Here is an 18,566-nt window from a genome sequence, read left to right on the forward strand (position 1 = left end):
CCCGCATCCGCCCCGTCCTGCCTCCGAACCGTTCCGTCACCGTTTCCACACCGTCTCGACTTCCACACCGTCCCGACCCTGACCCGAGGACGCACATGCCCGACCAGACCGCCGACCCGCACGGCCCCGCCCCGTCCGAGAACGGTGCCGCCAGCCCCGCACCGCCGGAGAAGCAGCGCGGCCCGGTGATACTGCGCCGCGGCCGCAGCGTCGAGCCCTCCACCACCGACGAGCGGCTGCTCGACTCGCGCGGGCCCGCCGACTGGGTGCACACCGACCCGTGGCGGGTGCTGCGCATCCAGGCCGAGTTCGTCGAGGGCTTCGGCATGCTCGCCGAGCTGCCCCGGGCCGCGACCGTGTTCGGCTCGGCCCGCACCAAGCCGGACTCGCCGGAGTACGCGATCGGGCGTGAGCTGGGCGCGCGCCTGGCCGGGGCCGGGTTCGCCGTCATCACCGGCGGGGGACCGGGCGCGATGGAGGCCGCCAACCGGGGCGCGTCGGAGGCCGGTGGCCTGTCGGTCGGGCTCGGCATCGAGCTGCCGTTCGAGCAAGGCTTGAACCCGTGGGTCGACCTCGGGATCAACTTCCGGTACTTCTTCGCGCGCAAGACGATGTTCGTGAAGTACTCGCAGGCGTTCGTCTGCCTGCCCGGCGGGTTCGGCACCCTCGACGAGCTGTTCGAGGCGCTGGTCCTGGTCCAGACCAAGAAGGTCACCAAGTTCCCCGTCGTGCTGCTGGGCACCGACTACTGGGGCGGTCTCTACGACTGGATCCGCACGAGGATGGTCGAGCAGGGCACCGTCAGCGAGAAGGACCTCGACCTGCTGCACCTGACCGACGACATCGACGACGCCGTCGACGTCGTCCTCGACGCCTACCACGCCTGGGAGGAGGCACATTGAGCACGCCGGACACCCCGCAGGGCACCGAGCGGGACGGCAGGCCGGGCTTCGCGGTCTGCGTCTACTGCTCGTCGTCGGACCGGATCGACCCGGCGCACATCGAGCTCGCCCGGGCGGTCGGGCGCGGTGTCGCCGAACGCGGCTGGACCCTGGTCTCCGGCGGTGGACGCCTGTCGATGATGGGCGCCGTCGCGAACGGTGCCCGATCCGGGGGCGGGCGCACCGTCGGCGTCATCCCGCGGTCGATGGTGGAACGCGAGTGGGCCGACACCGAGGCCGACGAGCTGGTGGTCACCGAGAGCATGCGCGAGCGCAAGCAGCAGATGGAGGACCGCGCCGACGCGTTCCTCGCGCTGCCCGGCGGCCTCGGGACCTGTGAGGAGCTCTTCGAGGTCTGGACGGCCGGCTCGCTGGGCCTGCACGGCAAGCCCGTCGTGCTGCTCGACCCGGCCGGGCACTGGAAGGGTTTGCTCGACTGGGTCGACGGGCTCGCCGACAGCGGGTTCGCCTCGGCGACCTCGGTGGGACGGCTGCGCGTCGTCGGCGCGGGGCAGCCCGCCGGCGGTGACCCCGACGCCGACCCCGTCGCCGCCGCGCTCGACGCCTGCGCCCGCCCCGTCGCGTGAACCGGCCCCGGGTCGCCGTCGTCCTCCCCGCCCTCGACGAGGAGACGACGGTCGGGTCCCTGGTACGCGGGCTGCTGCCCCTGACCCGGGGGCGGGACCCGCTGGTGCACGACGTCGTCGTGCTCGACTCCGGCAGCACCGATCGGACCGCCGTGCGCGCCGCCGAGGCGGGGGCGCGGGTGCTCTCCAGGGAGGACGCGGTCCCGGACGTCCCGGTGCTCCCGGGCAAGGGCGAGGCCCTGTGGCGGGCGGTCGTGGCCCTCGGCGCCGACCCGGAACCGCCCGACGTCGTCTGTTTCCTCGACGCCGACCTCGTCGACCCGCATCCGGACCTGGTCCCGCGGCTGGTGGGGCCGTTGCTCGGTGATGGTGAGCAGAGCCGCGGCGCGGCTGGTGAGCAGAGCCGCGGCGCGGCTGGTGAGCAGAGCCGTGGCGGTGGTGAGCAGAGCCGGGGACTCGTTGCGCCGCAGCTGGTCAAGGGCTACCACCGTCGTCCGCTCGGCGGCGACGACGGTCACGAGGGTGGCCGGGTCACCGAGCTGCTCGCCCGTCCGCTGCTGGCGGCGTTGCGCCCCGAGCTGGGCGGTGTCCGCCAGCCGCTGGGTGGTGAGTTCGCCGCGACGCGCACGCTGCTCGACCGGCTGCGTTTCGCCACCGGTTACGGCGTCGACATCGGGCTGCTGCTCGACGCCGCGGCGCTGGCCGGTCCAGGTGCGATCGCGCAGGTCGACGTCGGGGTGCGCCGGCACCGCAACCGTCCGCTGCGTGAGCTCGCCCAGACCTCCCGTGAGGTGCTCGCGACCGCGCTCGACCGGTGCGGGGTCCCCGACTCCGGGGCCGGGCTGACCGCGTTCCTGCCGGCCGACGCCGGGGCGGCCACGGACGACCCCGGCGAGGGTGCCGGTACCGGGACGCACTGGACCAGCGCGACGTACCCGTTGCTGCAGGTCGACCGGCCGCCGCCCGGCGAGGTCCGGGACACCGCGCCGGCATGCCCGCAACGGACGGCACGCCGAGCCGGGTGAGACGCGCCGCCGGGTTCGGTACGGGCGCCGGGGTCCGTGATGAGATGGCGGCATGGGGACCGCGCTCGTGTACGTGCTCGTCCTCGCGGTCGTGGCGGGACTGGTGTTCGTATTGGCCGCCGCGGTGTTCGGCCGGGGCGAGGAGCTCGCACCCCTCGCGCCGGACGCGACGCCGACCCGGCTGCCGTCCCGCGAGGTCTCGGGCGCCGACGTGCGCGACCTGCGTTTCCAGCAGGTCGTCCGCGGATACCGCATGACCGAGGTCGACTGGGCGCTCGACCGGCTCGCCGACGAGGTGGACCGGCTGCGGCTGGAACGACGCGAACTGGCCGAGCGCTCAGCCCGGCTCGAGGCGACGATCGAGCAGTTGCGCAGCGAGGAGGCACCCGGTGACGAGCAGTGGTGAGCAGAGCCGCCGCGGTGGTGAGCAGAGCCGGGACGGCCGGGGTGAGCAGAGCGGATCGGCTGCGGCGCAGGGGAACCGCGTCGAGCTGACCGTCCCCGTCGATGTCGCGGTGCCGGCCGCGGTGCTGTGGGAGGTCGTCACCGACTGGGCCGGGCAGTCGGCGTGGATGCTCGGCACCCGCGTCGAGGTGACCGCCGGCGACGGCCGCTCGGTCGGCACCGAGCTCTGTGCGACGACCGGGGTGGGCCCGCTCGCGGTCGCCGACACCATGCGGATCACCGACTGGTCCGAGCCGGCCGCCGGTGCACCCGGCCGCCGCGAGGTCGTCGTCGTCCACACCGGGAAGGTGGTCCGCGGCGAGGGTGTGTTCGCCGTCGAGGACCTGGGCCCGGACCGCAGCCGGTTCCTGTGGACCGAGCTGCTCGACCTGCCGTTCGGTCCCGTTGGCCGGCTCGGCTGGCCGCTCGTGCGCCCCGCGTTCCGCGCCGGCGTCGCGCACTCACTGCACGCGATGGCCCGCGACACCGAACGGCGTTTCGAGGCCCGCCGGTGACCCGTCCGGGACGGTCGGCACCCCGCTGCGTCGGGGTGAGCAGAGCAAGGGGAGGGTCGCTGACCTGGGGTGATGCGTGGAGGTGAGCAGAGCAAAGCGCGGAGACGCGCCCGGCCCCGCCTGGGGCGCCGAACCCGGCCGGGGCACAGAACCCGGCCGGGGCACAGAACCCGGCCCCGACGCCGCCCCCGCACCGAGCGGCGAACCCGCCGCTGACCCCGCCGTCGGCCGCTGCGACTGGGCGCTGTCGGCTCCGGACTACATCGCCTACCACGACGACGAGTGGGGCCACCCCGTCCACGGCACGGCGGCCTGGTTCGAGCGGATCACGCTCGAGGGCTTCCAGTCCGGGCTGTCCTGGATCGTCGTGCTCCGTAAGCGTCCCGCGTTCCGCGAGGTCTTCGGTGGTTTCGACCCGGAGACCGTCGCCCGTTTCGGCGACGACGACGTCGCCCGCCTGCTCGCCGACGCCCGCATCGTCCGCAACCGGCAGAAGATCGAGGCCGCCGTCGCGAACGCGCGCGCCGTGCTCGATCTCGCCGACGCCGGAGAGGACCTCGGCGGTTTCCTCGCCTCCTACGCCCCCGACCCCGCGTCGCATCCGCGCCCGCAGCGGATCGAGGACGTCCCGGGATTCACACCGGAGTCCACGGCGCTGTCGAAGGCGCTCAAGAAGCGCGGCTTCCGGTTCGTCGGGCCGACCACCTGCTACGCGCTCATGCAGGCGACCGGACTCGTCGACGATCACGTCGCCTACTGCTGGCGCGCCGCCGCAACCACCGGTCCGCGCTGAGCCGAGCCGGCGCTGAGCCGGCGCCCGCGAGGGGCACCGCACCCACCGTCCGAACGCGAGGGCTGATCGCCAACCGGGCTGCACGGTCACCGGACCGTCGTCACCGCGCTGCGCTGCGTGAACGACACGCCGGTCGTGCCCACCTCGTGATCGCCTCGGTTGCACCGCGACAACGATGATGGGGGACAATGGGCACACCGCGGCCGGCGCAGAGCCCCGAGCGCGCCCGCGCGGACCGACAGTGTGGATGTTGACGGAGGACGACGAATGGCCGCGATGAAGCCCCGCACCGGCGACGGGCCCATGGAAGTCACCAAGGAGGGCCGGGGCATCGTGATGCGCGTCCCGCTCGAGGGCGGTGGCCGCCTGGTCGTCGAGATGACCCCCGACGAGGCCGAGAACCTCAGCGAGGCCCTCAAGGGCACCGTCGGCTGACAACCCTGCCGCATCCGGGCCCCGGCGTGGCGACGCCGGGGCCCGGATGAGCGTCGTCAGGTCACGCTGTCGTAGACCTCGAGGGTCCGTCGCGCCATCTCGGCCCAGGCGAAGTCCTCGACCGCCCGCTCCCGCCCGCGCTCGCCCATCCGGGCCGCCCGTGCCGGGTCGCCGACCAGCTCGTTGACCTTCGCCGCGATCCCGGCCTCGAAGGCCCGGGTGTCGGCGGCGTCGTAGTGCACGAGCAGGCCGGTGTCACCGTCGGCGACGACCTCCGGGATCCCGCCGACGTCGGAGGCGACGACCGCGGTCCCGCACGCCATCGCCTCCAGGTTCACGATCCCCAGCGGCTCGTACACCGACGGGCACACGAACACCGTCGCCGCGGAGAGCAGCTGCCGGACCTCGGTGGTCTTGAGCATCCGCTGGATCCAGACCACGCCGCCGCGCGACTCGGACAGCTCGGCCACCGCGCGCTCGGTCTCCGCGGCGATCTCCGGGGTGTCCGGGGCGCCCGCGCACAGCACGATCTGTGCGGCCGGGTCGATCTCGTGCGCCGCGGCCACCAGGTGCCCGACGCCCTTCTGCCGGGTGATCCGCCCGACGAACACCACCAGCGGCCGGTCCGGGTCGATCCCGTTCTCGGCCAGCACCTCGCGGTCGGGGTCCGGGGCGTAGAACTCGGTGTCGATCCCGTTGTGCACCACGTGCACCAGGTCCGGATCGATCGACGGGTACGCGGCCAGCACGTCGCGGCGCATCCCCTCGGAGACGGCGATGACGGCGTCCGCGGCCTCGTAGGCGGTCCGCTCCACCCACGACGACAGCCGGTATCCGCCGCCGAGCTGCTCGGCCTTCCACGGCCGCAGCGGCTCCAGCGAGTGCGCGGTCACCACGTGCGGGCGGCCGTGCAGCAGGCCGCCGATGTGGCCGGCCATGTTGGCGTACCAGGTGTGGGAGTGCAGGACGTCGCAGCGCTCCAGCTCCGCGGCCATCGACAGGTCGACGCCGAGCGTGGTCAGAGCCGCGTTCGCGCCGTCGGGCAGCGGCGGTGCCGAGTGCGCCCGGGCGTCCGGCGGGGCCGGGATGCCGGGTTCGGCGAAGCAGTGCACGTCGACGTCCACGAGCTCCCGCAACGCGGGGACGAGGTGTCCGACATGGACTCCGGCGCCGCCGTAGACGGCGGGTGGATATTCACGGGTGAGGATGCCGACGCGCACGGATCGGGACCGTACGGGATGCGGACCCGATCGGGGTACCGCGCCGCGGGTCCGCATCGCGGACGTCGGTCCGGACCCGGCCGGGTCGCCCGGCGGACGGCCGGGAACACGCCCGGGCGCACACGCTTCCCGCGAGCGCTGGCCCCTGCCCGGAACGGGCATTAGGGTCTCGTCACATGCGAGCGACGTCGTCGGGCCGGCTGCCGGGCAAGGTGCTGGGAATCGTGTTGGCCGGCGGCGAGGGCAAGCGGCTGTGGCCGCTGACCGCCGACCGTGCCAAGCCCGCCGTTCCGTTCGGCGGCAACTACAGGCTGATCGACTTCGTGCTGTCGAACCTGGTCAACGCGGGTATGGACCGGCTGTGCGTGCTGACCCAGTACAAGTCGCACTCGCTGGATCGGCACATCTCGACGACGTGGCGGCTGTCCTCGGTTCTCGACCAGTACATCACCACGGTGCCGGCGCAGCAGCGCCTCGGCCGCCGCTGGTACACCGGCTCGGCGGACGCGATCTACCAGAGCCTGAACCTGGTCTACGACGACGAGCCCGACTACATCGCCGTCTTCGGTGCCGACCACGTGTACCGGATGGACCCGGCGCAGATGATCGCCCAGCACGCCGAGTCCGGCGCGGGCGTCACCGTCGCCGGGATCCGGGTGCCGCGGGCCGAGGCGAAGGCCTTCGGCTGCATCGCCTCCGACGAGACCGGGCTGATCACCGAGTTCCTCGAGAAGCCGTCGGACCCGCCGCACGTGCCCGGTGACCCGGACGTCACGTTCGCCTCGATGGGCAACTACGTGTTCTCCACCGACGTCCTGCTGGACGCGCTGCGCGCCGACGCCTCCAACGCCGACTCCGACCACGACATGGGCGGCGACATCATCCCGGCACTGGTCGGGCGGGGTGAGGCGCACGTCTACGACTTCGCCGACAACATCGTCCCCGGTGCCACCGAGCGCGACGCCGGCTACTGGCGCGACGTCGGGACGATCGACGCCTACTACGACGCCCACGCCGACCTCGTGTCGGTGCACCCGGTGTTCAACCTCTACAACCAGCGCTGGCCGATCCGCACCGGGACGCCCGCGCTGCCGCCGGCGAAGTTCGTCGAGGGCGGTATCGCGCAGGACTCCATCGTCGGCGCCGGCACGATCATCTCCGGGGCGATCGTGCGCCGGTCGGTGATCAGCCCGAACGTCAGCGTGCAGGGCGGCGCGGAGGTCTCGGACTCGGTCGTGCTGCCCGGCGCCCGGATCGGCCGCGGCGCGGTCGTGCGGCGCGCGATCCTGGACAAGAACGTCGTCGTGCCCGACGGCGCGCTGATCGGGGTCGACCTGAACCAGGACCGGGCGCGCTACACCGTGTCCAACGGCGGCGTCGTCGTACTGGGCAAGGGTGTCACCGCGGAGTAGGTGAGCAGAGCCGCACGGCCACAGGTGAGCAGAGCCGTGCGGGCGTAGGTGAGCAGAGCCGTGCGGGCGTAGGTGAGCAGAGCCGCGGGGCGGTAGGTGAGCAGAGCCGAGCGGCGCCGCTCCAGCCTCGTGACCAGCCGATTCGCGGTCACCGCCGGACGGCGCAGAGCATCCCGTCGGCGACCGGCAGCAGCGCGGACAGCAGTCGTTCGTCGTCGCGCACCAGCTCCGCGGTCTCCCGCAGTGCCGCGGTGCCCGGCCCGTCGGCGGAGCCGTCGCCGGCGATGCGCCCGCCGTCGAGCACCCCTTCCAGGATCAGCACGCCGCCGGGGCGGAGCAGCCGGATCGCCTCGGCGAGGTAACCGGGGTACTCGCCGGGGATCGCGTCGGCGACGACGAGGTCGTAGCCGCCGTCGGTGAGCCGCGGCAGCACCTCCAGCGCCATCCCGTTGATCAGGCGCAGCCGCCCGGGGCCGTAACCGGCCTCCATGAACGTCCGACGCGCCGAGCGCTGCAGCTCGGGGTCGACGTCGATCGTGGTCAGGACGCCGTCCCGGGCCATGCCGCGCAACAGGTACAGCCCGCTGACCCCGGAGCCGGTCCCGATCTCCACGACGGCCCGGGCGGCGATCGTCGCGGCCAGTACCGACAGGGTCGCGCCACCGGCGGGGGTGATCGGATGGGCCCCCGCCGCGTCGCCGGCCGCGCGTGCGCGTCCCAGCACCTCGTCCTCGACGAGGTAGGTCTCGGCGTACGCGCCGGCGCCCGCGGGAGTCGTCATGGACCAAGATTAACGGGACGAGTATTCACAGAGTTCTCTCAGATGCGTTTCACACGGTACTCATCGGGCGAGTGCACTCTCTAGTGCGACAACGATCCGCGGAGACACCCCCGCGGCCGCAGTGGAGGTGCCCTACCGCGATGCCGGCCAACGACTGGACCCCGCCCAGCTGGGACGAGGTCGTCCGTGAGCACGCCGACCGGGTCTACCGGCTGGCCTTCCGGCTGTCGGGGAACCAGCACGACGCCGAGGACCTGACCCAGGAGACGTTCATCCGGGTGTTCCGGTCCCTCGCCAACTACACCCCCGGCACGTTCGAGGGCTGGCTGCACCGGATCACCACGAACCTGTTCCTGGACATGGTGCGCCGCCGCGCCCGGCTCCGGATGGAGGGTCTGCCCGACGACACCGAGCGGCTCCCCGGCGGCGGTCCCGAGCCCGAGACCGTGTTCGCGATCAACCACCTCGACCCGCACCTGCAGGCCGCGCTCGACGAGCTGCCGCCGGACTTCCGCGTCGCGGTCGTCCTGTGCGACGTCGAGGGACTGTCCTACGAGGAGATCGGCGCGACGCTCGGGGTGAAGCTGGGCACCGTGCGCAGCCGGATCCACCGCGGCCGGACCGCGCTGCGCGCGTCGCTGGAGCGCCACCGCGCCGCCGCCGACGCCGCGGACGCCGCCGGCCCCGCCGAGGAGGCGGTGGCACGGCGGAGCACCCCGGTGGCAGAGTTGATCCCGTGAGCGATCGACGCCGCTTCCAGGTCGTGCCCCCGGACTGGGGGCAGGACCACCTCACCCTCGAGGCGGTCGTGGCCTACGTCGACGGCGAGCTCGCCGCGGGCCCGCACGACCGCGCGGTTCGGCATCTCGACACCTGCCCGGAGTGCGCGAACGAGGTCACCGCGCAGCGCCGGGCCCGTTCCGCGCTACGCGGTGCCGACGCGCCCACGCTGCCGCCGTCACTGCTCTCGGCGCTGCACTCGATCCCGCAGGACACCGAGCTGCCCGGACTCCCGGCAGGCCTCGCGCTGACCGGCTCCGGCGAGCTCGTGGCCGTCCTGCGTCCCGAGGGCGTCCCGCAGCGCGGGTCCCGCCGCTCGCGCCGGGTCAAGCTCGGCACCGGCGCCGCGGTGTCCGGGCTGGCGCTCGGCGCGCTCGCGTTCGGGTTGCCCGCCGCGACCGGATCCGGGCCCGCCGCACCGGGCGCGCCGGGACCGGCCTCGGCGACGCCCGCGGTCGCCCGCCTGTCGGTCAACCCGGTTCAGCCGGGACGGGCCCGGCCGGGCGCAGCGCCGTCGTCGAACGCGGTGGCGCCCGGGAGCACGGTGGCCGGTGCGACGACCGGGGCCCCGCCCGCCGGTGGCACCGGCTCCGGTACGGCCTCGGACGCCCCGTTCGTTCCGGGCTCGGGCGCGGTTCGCGACGCCGGGCTCCCGCCGCGCTAGTCCCCGCCGGTCCCGGTGCCGGTCGGGGCACCCGGTCGTGATCGTCGGGCGTGGTGCCGGAGTGTTTCCGTGACAGGGACTTCACCGCCCGCCCGGCAGTCTGGGCGGGTGGTGTGCCCGATCGTGTCCCGAGCCGTGCCCGGCCCGACGCCGACGACCCCGGGGCGTCGATGAGCGACGAGCACACGGGGTCGTCGGGCGCCGGGATCCGTCCCGCGACCGCGGACCCCGCCCCGGAACGGCTCGAGCCGCGTGGGCTGGACCGGCCTGCGACCGATCCGGCCGAGCGTGCCGCGTTCGGCAGGCCCGACGGCGTCACGAGCGGGTTCGACCGGGCCGGCGACCACGCAGCGGCCACGAACGGGACCACGAACGGTGCCGCCCCGGCCGCGCCGCCGCCGACCGCCGCCGTCGCACGCGCGTTCGGCCGCCCGGACACCGACGGGGGCCTGCAGCGACCGCCCTCGGAGGAGGTGAGCAGAGCCGCGCAGCCCGGTGGCGACGACGCCCCGTTCTGGCCCGGCGGCTCCGCCACCGACCCCTGGCGGGACCCGGACACCCCTGTCGTCGCGGCCCCGCCGCCCGGTGACGACACACCCGCGCCCGCCGCCGACCGACCGGCCGGGCCGCGGCTCAGCGTCCGCGAGGTGCTCTTCGGAGGCCGCGTCGCCCCGCGTGCGCTCGCGCTGCTCGGCGTGCTCGCGCTGGCGATCGGGGCGCTCGGTGGCCTCGTCGGGCACTGGGTCGCGTCCGGCGCCGACTCGCTGACCAGCCCCGGCGCGGTCCTCGCGTCCACCGGCGAGGCGAAGGAACGTCCGCCCGGCTCGGTCCCGGACGTCGCCGGACGGGTGCTGCCCGCCGTCGTATCGCTGGAGGTGACGGTCGGGAACCAGGCCGGGAACGGCTCCGGCGTCGTCATCGACCCCCAGGGCTACGTGCTGACCAACAACCACGTCGTCGCGCCGGCGCTCGGACCCGGGCAGGGACGCGTCGAGGCCGTGTTCTCCGACGGGTCCCGGCACCCCGCCTCGGTCGTGGGCGCCGACCCGATGACCGACCTCGCCGTGGTCAAGGTGCCGGTCGCGAACCCGACGGTGGCCGCGATCGGCCGGTCGGCCGACCTCGCGGTCGGGGACGGGGTCGTCGCGATCGGGTCGCCGTTCGGGCTGACCGGGACCGTGACGACCGGCATCGTGTCCGCGGTGAACCGGCCGCTGCGTCTCGACCCGGAGGGCAGCGCCGGGGACGCGGTCATCGACGCCGTCCAGACCGACGCCGCGATCAACCCCGGCAACTCCGGTGGCCCGCTGGTGGACGCGGCCGGCGCCGTCGTGGGGGTCAACACCGCGATCCGCAGCGCGGACTCCGGTCAGTCCGGCGGCGGGCAGGGCGGCTCGATCGGCCTCGGGTTCGCGATCCCGATCGACACCGCGCGCGCGGTCGCCGAGGAGCTGATCCGCACCGGGCGCGTCGTGCACGCCGACCTCGGGGTCAACGCGCGCTCGGTGACCGACGGCTCCGACGACGGTGCTCAGGTGCAGAACGTCGTCGGGGACGGCCCGGCGGCCGCGGCCGGGATCGCCGAGGGCGACGTCGTCGTCTCGGTGGCCGGGCGGCACATCGCCGGGGCCGACGAGCTGGTCGTCGCGGTGCGCGAGCACAAGCCGGGGGAGCAGGTGCCCGTCGGGTTGGTGCGCCAGGGCCGTCCGCTGACGGTGACCGCGACGCTCGGGCAACGCTGAGCGGGACGGCCCGAGGCGCCGTTCGCACCAGGAGTTCACCGGCTCCGAAGCCGATCCCGACCGAGGTCTCACATCGGGCTGCGTACTCTGAGGTCGTGTTCGAGAACATCGGGCTGCCCGAGCTGCTGGTCCTCGTGGTGGCCGGCCTGTTCATCCTGGGCCCGGAGCGCCTTCCGGACGCTGCGCGCTGGCTCGGCAACGCCGTCCGGCAGGTCCGCGAGTACGCGACCGGGGCGCGCGACCATCTGAAGACCGAGCTGGGCCCGGAGTACGAGTCGCTGCGTGAGCCGCTCAACGACCTCCGTAGCCTGCGCTCGCTCAACCCGCGTACCGCGATCACCCGCAGCCTGTTCGCCGACGACGGTCCGCTCAGCGGGTCCGCGAACGGTGTGAACGGCGCTGCCGCGGCCGGTGGTGCCGTCGCCGGAGGCGCGGCCGCGGGCGCCGCCGCGAACGGTGCGGGGACGAACGGTGCAGGGACGAACGGTGCGGCCGCGAACGGCTCCGTGTCCAACGGTTCCGGGCCCGGCGGCGTCACGCCCGCTCGCGCACCGGAGCCGCCGCTGACCTCCGGTGAGCGCCCCCCGGTCGACCCCGACGCGACCTGATCGTCGACGCCCCTCTCTGGGGCCGCCGGCGGGGTGACACCTGCGGCGCTTTGCTCTGCTCACCGTTACGCATCACCCCAGCTCACCCGCCGTGCTCTGCTCTGCTCACCTAGGCCGTCCCGCACCCGGACACTGCTCGGAACCCCGTCGGTGAGCAGAGCCGGGCGGGCCTGCCGCAGAGCAGTGAGCAGAGCCGTAGCGGTTGCATCCGCCCAGCTCAGCGAGGGTGATGCGTCGAGGTGAGCAGAGCAAAGCGGCCGGACCGCCTCCCAGGGCGGGCCGGCCGCTCGACCAGACCGGGTTACTCCGTTCAGCCCAGCAGGGCGGGGCGGCGGCGGTGGTGCTCGGTCGCCTGCTCGTAGGCGTGGGCGGCGGCCAGGACGGTGGCGTCGGCGTGCCGCGGCCCGACGATCTGCAGCCCCACAGGCAGCCCGGACGAGGTGAACCCGCACGGCACCGACGTCGCCGGCTGCTGGGTCATGTTGAACGGATAGGTGAACGGCGTCCACGACGTCCAGCGCGGCTGCGGCCAGCCCTCCGGCACCTCGCGTCCGCCCTCGAAGGCGGGGATCGGCAGCGTCGGGGTGATCAGCAGGTCGTACTCGTCGTGGAACCCGCCCATCAGCGTGCCGAGCTCGTTGCGCACGGCCATCGCCCCCAGGTAGTCCAGCGCGGAGACCTGCTCGCCCAGCTCGGCGATCGCGACCAGCGCCGGGTCCATCGCGGCCCGCTTCTCTGCCGGGATCGGCTCGAGGGACTTCGCGGCCGCGGCGAACCACAGCGTGTGGAACGGGTCGATCGGGTCGGCGAATCCGGGGTCGGCGTTCTCGACGGTCGCGCCCAGCTCGCGGGCGAACACCGCGGCGGCCTCGGCGACCAGCGCGGCGATCTCCGGGTCGACGTCGACATATCCCAGGGTCGGCGAGAAACCGATCTTCAGGCCCTGCGCGCCGCCCGCCAGCCGCTCGACGGCCGACTCGACCAGCGGGCCGTCCACCCACGGGTCGCGGGTGTCGGGCCGGGCGACGACGTCGTAGAGCAGGGCCGCGTCGCCGACGGTGCGGGTCATCGGCCCGACGTGCGCGAGTGTCCCGAACGCCGAGCCGGGGTAGTGCGCGATCCGGCCGTAGGTCGGCTTGTGCGCGACGGTCCCGGTGAACGCGGCCGGGATCCGGACCGAGCCACCGGCGTCGGTGCCCAGCGAGAGCTGCCCCATCCCGAGCCCGACGGCCGACGCGCTGCCCCCCGACGACCCGCCCGCGGTCAGTGTCGGGTCCCACGGGTTGGTCGTGACGCCGGTCAGCGGCGAGTCGGTGACGCCCTTCCACGCCAGCTCGGGCGTGGTGTTCTTGCCGAGCAGCACCGCCCCGGCGGCGCGGACCCGCGCGACCGGCGGGCCGTCGACCTCGAACGGGCCCTCCGCGGAGGTCGTCGTCGAGCCCTTGCGGGTCGGCCAGCCGATCGTGAGCAGCATGTCCTTGATCGAGGTCGGGACGCCGTCGAGCGGCCCGACCGGCTCCCCGGCCTGCCAGCGGGCCTCGGAGTCCTTGGCCTGCGACAGCGCGGAGTCCGCGTCGACCAGGCAGAACGCGTTGACCGCGCCGTCGTGCTGCTCGATGCGGTCCAGCGCGTCGCGGGTCGCCTGCACCGGTGAGATCTCCCCGGTGCGGTAGCCCGCCAGCAGCTCGGTGGCGCTCAGGTCGGCCGTCGTCTCGCTCACGCGTCTCCTCCGGAGGTGCTCACGTACCCGCGTTCGGGGTCCACCACGTTGCGCAGCTCCCGGCCGTCCCGGAAGCGCGTCAGGTTGTCGACGAACAGGTCGACGAGCATGTCCTTCCACCCGACGACGTCGCCGGACATGTGCGGGGTCACCAGCACGTTCTCCATCGCCCACAACGGCGAGTCCGACGGCAGCGGCTCGGTCTCGAACACGTCGAGCGCGGCGCCGGCGATCCGCTCGTCGGCCAGGGCGGCGATCAGGTCGTCGGTGACGACGAGCGGCCCCCGCCCCACGTTGATCACCCGGGCCCGCCGGGGAAGCAGCCCCAGCGCCCGGTCGTCCAGCATGCCGCGGGTCGCGTCGGTCAGCGGCGCCGCCAGCACGAGGAAGTCGGTGTCGGGCAACAGGTCCGGCAGCTCGTCGAAGGCGTGGACGCCGTCGGCGGCGCGCCGCCCGACCAGCCGAACCGCGAGCCCCGCGGCGCCCAGCAGGTCCGCGGTCGCCCGTCCGATCGGACCGCTCCCGACGACCGTCGCGACCTTCCCGGCGACGGACTCGGTCTCGCGGTGGCGCCACGTGCGGTCCTGCTGCAGCCGCAGTGACCGCGCGGTGTCCTTGGCGAACGCGAGCACCGCCCCGAGCACGTACTCCGCGATCGGCCGGTCGAACACCCCGCGGGAGTTCGTCAGCGTCACCGGCGCGGCGAGCAGCTCGGGGAACGCCACCCGGTCCACCCCGGCGCTGGCGGTGTGCACCCAGCGCAGGTCGGTGGTGATCTCGTCGGTCCAGACCTCCTTGACGGCGTCGGTGAGGAAGTCCCAGGTGAGCAGGGCGTCGCTGCCGGGCAACGCCGCGGCGAGCTCGCCGGGGCCGTCCGCCAGCCGGAGATCTACGTCACCACCGGCCTTGTCCACGAGCTTCGGCGGTGTCTCGCCACCGTGCAGAACGGTGACGGTAATGGGGTCCTGACCAGCGGAAACCGGCAACGAGAGTCCTGTCGGTGGGGAGGTCGTCGGGGGCGTTGACACGCTAGGAAGCGACCCTACGATTGTCAACAATCCGCGTCGTCCGAGGGCGCGTGAGGACCCCGTGAGAGGAGGCCCGATGGCCAAGCTGATCAGGATCGCGCTGGAGAAGCGCGGTGTCGCCTGCACTGCCGAGCTGCTGGAGAAGGAGGCGCCGCGGACGACCGCCGCGGTGTGGCAGGCACTGGCCGACGGGCCGCTGGGTGGCGAGGCCCAGCACGCCAAGTACGCGCGCAACGAGGTCTACACGATCGTCCGCCGGTTCGGGCCGCGGATCGGGCAGGAGAACCCGACGATCACCCCGATCCCCGCCGACGTCTGCTACTTCGACTTCCACGGCGGCATGCTCGACGCCGCGTTCAAGGACGACCAGGGCATCGACGCCGAGGCGGGTGGCATCGACCTCGCGATCTTCTACGGGCGCAACAACCTGCTGCTCAACGGCGACGTCGGGTGGGTCCCCGGCAACGTGTTCGCCACGATCGTCGACGGGTTCGACGCCATGGCCACCGCGTGCCACGACGTGTGGCGCTCGGGCAGCGTGGGGGAGCGGCTCGTCTACTCCCGCGTCGAGGAGTAGGACCGTGCACGTCGAGCTGTCGGCCGGGCACGAGGTCCCCGGCGACGGGGACGGCGGCGACGCGCCCGGCATCGGGGTGATCGCGCCGTTCGACTTCGCCCTCGACCGCGAGATGTGGCGCTGGGCCCCGGACGACACGTCGCTCTACCTGACCCGGATGCCGTTCCTGACGACGGCGATGACGGTGGAGATGGCGGAGGCGATCGCCGACCGGCGCCCGGTGCGCCAGGCGACCCGCGACGTCCTCACCCCGCGCCCCGGGGTCGTGAGCTACGCCTGCACCTCGGGCAGCTTCGTCGCCGGCGCCGCGGCCGAGTACGTCCTGCACCGCACGATCCTCGACGCCGGCGCCCCGCGGGCGTCGACGACCAGCGGTGCGCTGGTGGAGGCCCTCGCGGTGCTGGGGGTGAGCAGAGTTGCGATCGCCACCCCGTACGTCGCGTCGGTGACCGAACGCCTGGTCACCTTCCTGGCCGACCACCACGTCGAGACCGTTGCGAGCGCGGGTCTCGGGCTGGTCGGCAACATCTGGCGGACGACGCCGGCGCGCGTCGTCGAGATCGCCCGGTCGGTCGACCGGCCGGAGGCGCAGGCGGTGTTCATCTCCTGCACCAACCTGCCGACCTACGACGCGATCGAGTCCCTGGAACGCACGCTGGGCAAGCCGGTGATCACGGCGAACCAGGTCACGATGTGGGACGCCTGCCGCAAGATCGACCGTGCCGCGGTCGGGAGCGGGCGGCTGCTCGAGTCCTGGAAGCCGGGCGATCCACCCACTTGCCTGCCCGAGGAATCTGTAGGAATGTCCACAATATGAGCACGATCGGCATCCTGTACCCCGGCTACTCGGCCGAGGACGACTACCCGCGTGCGGAGAAGCTGCTCGACGACGGCAGCCGGCTCCCGCTCGTGCACACCGAGATGAAGGTGGACGCCCACCGCGAGGACGCGCTGCTCGACATCGGCGGCGACGACGTCCTCGCCGAGGGCGCCCGAGAGCTCGCCGAGGAGGCGGGCCCGCTGGACTCGATCGTCTGGGCCTGTACGTCGGGCAGCTTCATCTTCGGACCGGACGGCGCGGCGCAGCAGGTCGCGGCGCTGCAGAGGACGGCGGGCGTCCCGGCGTCGAGCACGTCGTTCGCGTTCGTCGACGCCTGCCGGCGTCTCGGGGTCAGCTCCGTCGCGCTGGGGGCGACCTACCCGCCGGACGTCGCGGGCGCGTTCGTGCAGTTCCTGACCCACTTCGGGATCTCGGTGCTGACGATCTCGGCGCGCGACATCATCACCGCCGCCGAGGTGGGGACGCTGCCCGGGGAGACGGTGGTGGAGTTCGCCGACGCGGTGTCGTCGGACGCGCCGCAGGCCGACGCGGTGCTGTTGCCGGACACGGCGCTGCACACCGTGGACGTCCTGGACGCGCTGGACTTCCGGCTCGGCAAGCCGGTACTGACCGCGAACCAGGTCAGCATCTGGCAGGGGCTGCGCCTGGCCGGTGCCGACGTGCGCCGATCCGGGCTGGGGACGTTGTTCGCGAAGGGGTGACCTGATGGGCCTGGACGTCTCGGAGATCGAGCCGGTCAGCCGGCGTTCCACCGCCGAGATCGTGGCGGACCGGATCCGCGCGGCGATCATGCGAGGCACGTTCGCGCCGGGCACCCAGCTCGGTGAGGTCGAGCTCGCGAACCGGCTCGGCGTCAGCCGCGGGCCGCTGCGCGAGGCGATGCAGCGGCTCGTCGCCGAGGGGCTGCTGCGCAGCGAGCGGCACCGCGGGCTGTTCGTGCGCGAGCTCGGTCCCGACGACGTCCGCGACGTCTACCTGGCCCGCACCGCCGTCGAACGGGCCGCCGCACTGCAGGTGCTGGCGGGCAGCCGGGACGCGGCCGTCGCTGCGCTCGACGTCCCGCTCGGCTCCATGCAGGCCGCGGCCACGGTCGGCGACTCCGTCGCGATCGCCGACGCCGACCACGACTTCCATGCCGCGCTGGTCGCGGCGTCCGGGAGCCCGCGGCTGCGCCGGATGGCCGAGGGGCTGCTCGTCGAGACACGGATGTGCCTGGCCGCGTTCCAGCGCAACGCCCCGCCGGCGGCCGAGCTGGTCGCCGAGCACCAGGGGCTGCGCGACGCCGTGCGCGACGGCCGCGCGGAGCTGCTGCTGGACCGGCTCGGCGTGCACATGGACGACGCGGTGAACCGGATCCTGTCCGCGATGCCCGGAGCCGCCTGATTCGTCGGGGTCCGTAGCATCGCCAACCGTGGCGGGTGTGCTCGAGGGTTTCCTGGTCATCGGCGTCGTCGTCGGGGTCGGGTACCTGCTCGGGCGGCAGCGCGTCCTCGGCGACCAAGGCGCGCGGGTGCTGTCGCGCACGGCGTTCTTCGTCGCGACGCCGGCGCTGCTGTTCACCACGCTCGCGCACTCCGACGTCCGTGCGGTGCTGTCCTCGGCGCTGGTGGTCACCGCCGTGACCAGCTCGCTGGCCTGCCTGCTGTTCGTGCCGGTCGCGCTGGCCCGGCGGCGCCCGGCGGGGGAGACCGTCGTCGGCTCGATGGCGTCGGGCTACGTCAACGCCGGCAACCTCGGCATCCCGATCGTCACCTACGTACTCGGCAACCCTGCCGCGGTCGCCCCGGTGCTGCTGTTCCAGCTCGCGGTGCTCACGCCGCTGTTCACGACGCTGATGGACGTGCTGCCCGGCGACGGCCGCGGCGAACGTCCCAGCTGGTGGCGGCTGGTGCTCGCGCCCGCCCGCAACCCGATCGCGGTCGCCACCGCGCTCGGTCTGATCGTGTCCGCGACCGGGCTGAGGATCCCCGGGCCGGTCGCCGCGCCGGTCGAGCTGATCGCCGACCTGGCGGTGCCGGCGATGCTGCTGGCGTTCGGGATCTCGCTGCACGGTGCCCGGCGTCCGGGCACCGGTGACACCGGCCCCTCGCTGTGGTGGGTGGTCGCGATCAAGAACGTCGCGCACCCGCTGATCGCGTGGGGCCTCGCCGGCGGCCTGCTCGGCCTGTCCGGCCCGCCGCTGCTCGCCGCCGTGGTGTGCGCGGCGCTGCCCACCGCACAGAACGTCTTCGGCTACGCCATGCGCTACGACCGCGCCGTCGCCCTCGCCCGCGACGCGAGCCTGACGACGACGATCGTCTCGGTCCCGGTCCTGCTGGTGGTCGCCGCCGCATTGGCATGATCGTCTCGACCGTCCGGGAGGGTGTCCGGCGGGCGCCGGGGCCGGGCGCTGTGGGGCGCCTTTGCTCTGCTCACCTCTACGCATCACCCCAGCTCAACGGGGTTTCCCGGTG

The 18,566-nt window shown here is 73.8% G+C and carries 21 protein-coding genes; 17 read left to right on the forward strand and 4 right to left on the reverse strand.

Annotation, left to right across the window (positions count from 1 at the left end; translation table 11 throughout):
- The first annotated feature begins 95 nt into the window (after positions 1-95).
- The 7 genes from ACLE50_RS20285 (at position 96) to ACLE50_RS20315 (ending at position 4,740) form a co-directional block, all read left to right on the forward strand.
- Positions 96-902, forward strand: a complete 807-nt coding sequence (locus ACLE50_RS20285) for an LOG family protein (protein WP_410945182.1) — start codon at positions 96-98, stop codon at positions 900-902.
- Positions 899-1,528, forward strand: a complete 630-nt coding sequence (locus tag ACLE50_RS20290) for an LOG family protein (protein ID WP_410945183.1) — start codon at positions 899-901, stop codon at positions 1,526-1,528. The genes ACLE50_RS20285 and ACLE50_RS20290 overlap by 4 nt, the downstream gene beginning before the upstream one ends.
- Positions 1,525-2,553, forward strand: coding sequence for a glycosyltransferase family protein (locus tag ACLE50_RS20295; protein WP_410945184.1), 1,029 nt, complete (start codon positions 1,525-1,527; stop codon positions 2,551-2,553). The genes ACLE50_RS20290 and ACLE50_RS20295 overlap by 4 nt, the downstream gene beginning before the upstream one ends.
- A 52-nt stretch (positions 2,554-2,605) precedes the next feature.
- Positions 2,606-2,959, forward strand: coding sequence for a DivIVA domain-containing protein (locus tag ACLE50_RS20300; RefSeq protein ID WP_410945185.1), 354 nt, complete (start codon positions 2,606-2,608; stop codon positions 2,957-2,959).
- Positions 2,960-3,044: 85 nt separating this feature from the next.
- Positions 3,045-3,512 carry an SRPBCC family protein gene (locus ACLE50_RS20305; protein ID WP_410945262.1) on the forward strand — a complete coding sequence of 156 codons (468 nt, stop codon included), beginning with the start codon at positions 3,045-3,047 and terminating at the stop codon, positions 3,510-3,512.
- An 82-nt stretch (positions 3,513-3,594) separates the two neighbouring features.
- A complete protein-coding gene (locus tag ACLE50_RS20310; RefSeq protein ID WP_410945186.1) occupies positions 3,595-4,305 on the forward strand; it encodes a DNA-3-methyladenine glycosylase I in 711 nt (236 codons plus the stop codon).
- Positions 4,306-4,572: 267 nt separating this feature from the next.
- Positions 4,573-4,740, forward strand: a complete 168-nt coding sequence (locus ACLE50_RS20315; protein WP_410945187.1) for a DUF3117 domain-containing protein — start codon at positions 4,573-4,575, stop codon at positions 4,738-4,740.
- Positions 4,741-4,796: 56 nt separating this feature from the next.
- Here the strand turns inward: ACLE50_RS20315 and glgA are convergent, their stop codons facing one another.
- Positions 4,797-5,960 carry a glycogen synthase gene (gene glgA, locus ACLE50_RS20320; protein WP_410945188.1) on the reverse strand — a complete coding sequence of 388 codons (1,164 nt, stop codon included), beginning with the start codon at positions 5,958-5,960 and terminating at the stop codon, positions 4,797-4,799.
- 176 nt (positions 5,961-6,136) lie between these two features.
- Here glgA and glgC point away from each other — a divergent pair, with 176 nt between their 5' ends.
- Complete coding sequence (glgC, locus tag ACLE50_RS20325) at positions 6,137-7,372, forward strand: glucose-1-phosphate adenylyltransferase (RefSeq protein ID WP_410945189.1); 1,236 nt, start codon at positions 6,137-6,139, stop codon at positions 7,370-7,372.
- A gap of 148 nt (positions 7,373-7,520) precedes the next feature.
- Here the strand turns inward: glgC and ACLE50_RS20330 are convergent, their stop codons facing one another.
- On the reverse strand, positions 7,521-8,153 hold the full coding sequence (locus tag ACLE50_RS20330) for an O-methyltransferase (protein ID WP_410945190.1): 633 nt from the start codon (positions 8,151-8,153) through the stop codon (positions 7,521-7,523).
- Positions 8,154-8,293: 140 nt separating this feature from the next.
- Here ACLE50_RS20330 and sigE point away from each other — a divergent pair, with 140 nt between their 5' ends.
- The 4 genes from sigE (at position 8,294) to tatB (ending at position 11,947) form a co-directional block, all read left to right on the forward strand.
- Positions 8,294-8,893 carry an RNA polymerase sigma factor SigE gene (sigE, locus tag ACLE50_RS20335; protein WP_410945191.1) on the forward strand — a complete coding sequence of 200 codons (600 nt, stop codon included), beginning with the start codon at positions 8,294-8,296 and terminating at the stop codon, positions 8,891-8,893.
- On the forward strand, positions 8,890-9,597 hold the full coding sequence (locus ACLE50_RS20340) for an anti-sigma factor family protein (protein WP_410945192.1): 708 nt from the start codon (positions 8,890-8,892) through the stop codon (positions 9,595-9,597). Before sigE ends, ACLE50_RS20340 begins: the two co-directional genes overlap by 4 nt.
- Before the next feature lie 113 nt (positions 9,598-9,710).
- Positions 9,711-11,339: a S1C family serine protease gene (locus ACLE50_RS20345; protein ID WP_410945193.1), complete on the forward strand. Its 1,629-nt coding sequence runs from the start codon at positions 9,711-9,713 to the stop codon at positions 11,337-11,339.
- Between the two features lie 95 nt (positions 11,340-11,434).
- Positions 11,435-11,947, forward strand: a complete 513-nt coding sequence (gene tatB, locus ACLE50_RS20350; protein WP_410945194.1) for a Sec-independent protein translocase protein TatB — start codon at positions 11,435-11,437, stop codon at positions 11,945-11,947.
- A 310-nt stretch (positions 11,948-12,257) separates the two neighbouring features.
- On the opposite strand, the gene ACLE50_RS20355 is transcribed toward tatB, so the two are convergent.
- Positions 12,258-13,667 carry an amidase gene (locus tag ACLE50_RS20355; protein WP_410945195.1) on the reverse strand — a complete coding sequence of 470 codons (1,410 nt, stop codon included), beginning with the start codon at positions 13,665-13,667 and terminating at the stop codon, positions 12,258-12,260.
- The gene (locus tag ACLE50_RS20360) at positions 13,664-14,653 is read right to left on the reverse strand and encodes a D-2-hydroxyacid dehydrogenase (protein ID WP_410945196.1); all 990 of its coding nucleotides are present in this window, start codon (positions 14,651-14,653) and stop codon (positions 13,664-13,666) included. The genes ACLE50_RS20355 and ACLE50_RS20360 overlap by 4 nt, the downstream gene beginning before the upstream one ends.
- A 118-nt stretch (positions 14,654-14,771) precedes the next feature.
- Between ACLE50_RS20360 and ACLE50_RS20365 the strand changes: the two genes are divergently transcribed.
- From ACLE50_RS20365 to ACLE50_RS20385, 5 genes are read left to right on the forward strand one after another with little or no spacing between them, the layout of a single operon-like run.
- Positions 14,772-15,272 carry a DUF3830 family protein gene (locus ACLE50_RS20365; protein WP_410945197.1) on the forward strand — a complete coding sequence of 167 codons (501 nt, stop codon included), beginning with the start codon at positions 14,772-14,774 and terminating at the stop codon, positions 15,270-15,272.
- Between the two features lie 16 nt (positions 15,273-15,288).
- On the forward strand, positions 15,289-16,089 hold the full coding sequence (locus ACLE50_RS20370; protein WP_458788564.1) for a maleate cis-trans isomerase family protein: 801 nt from the start codon (positions 15,289-15,291) through the stop codon (positions 16,087-16,089).
- Positions 16,086-16,814: a maleate cis-trans isomerase family protein gene (locus ACLE50_RS20375; protein ID WP_410945199.1), complete on the forward strand. Its 729-nt coding sequence runs from the start codon at positions 16,086-16,088 to the stop codon at positions 16,812-16,814. Before ACLE50_RS20370 ends, ACLE50_RS20375 begins: the two co-directional genes overlap by 4 nt.
- Before the next feature lie 4 nt (positions 16,815-16,818).
- Positions 16,819-17,496, forward strand: coding sequence for a GntR family transcriptional regulator (locus tag ACLE50_RS20380; RefSeq protein WP_410945200.1), 678 nt, complete (start codon positions 16,819-16,821; stop codon positions 17,494-17,496).
- Positions 17,497-17,524: 28 nt separating this feature from the next.
- Positions 17,525-18,454, forward strand: a complete 930-nt coding sequence (locus ACLE50_RS20385; RefSeq protein ID WP_410945201.1) for an AEC family transporter — start codon at positions 17,525-17,527, stop codon at positions 18,452-18,454.
- The last annotated feature ends 112 nt before the right edge of the window (positions 18,455-18,566 follow it).

The organism is Pseudonocardia phyllosphaerae (genome assembly GCF_046546475.1).
Classification (GTDB): domain Bacteria; phylum Actinomycetota; class Actinomycetes; order Mycobacteriales; family Pseudonocardiaceae; genus Pseudonocardia; species Pseudonocardia phyllosphaerae.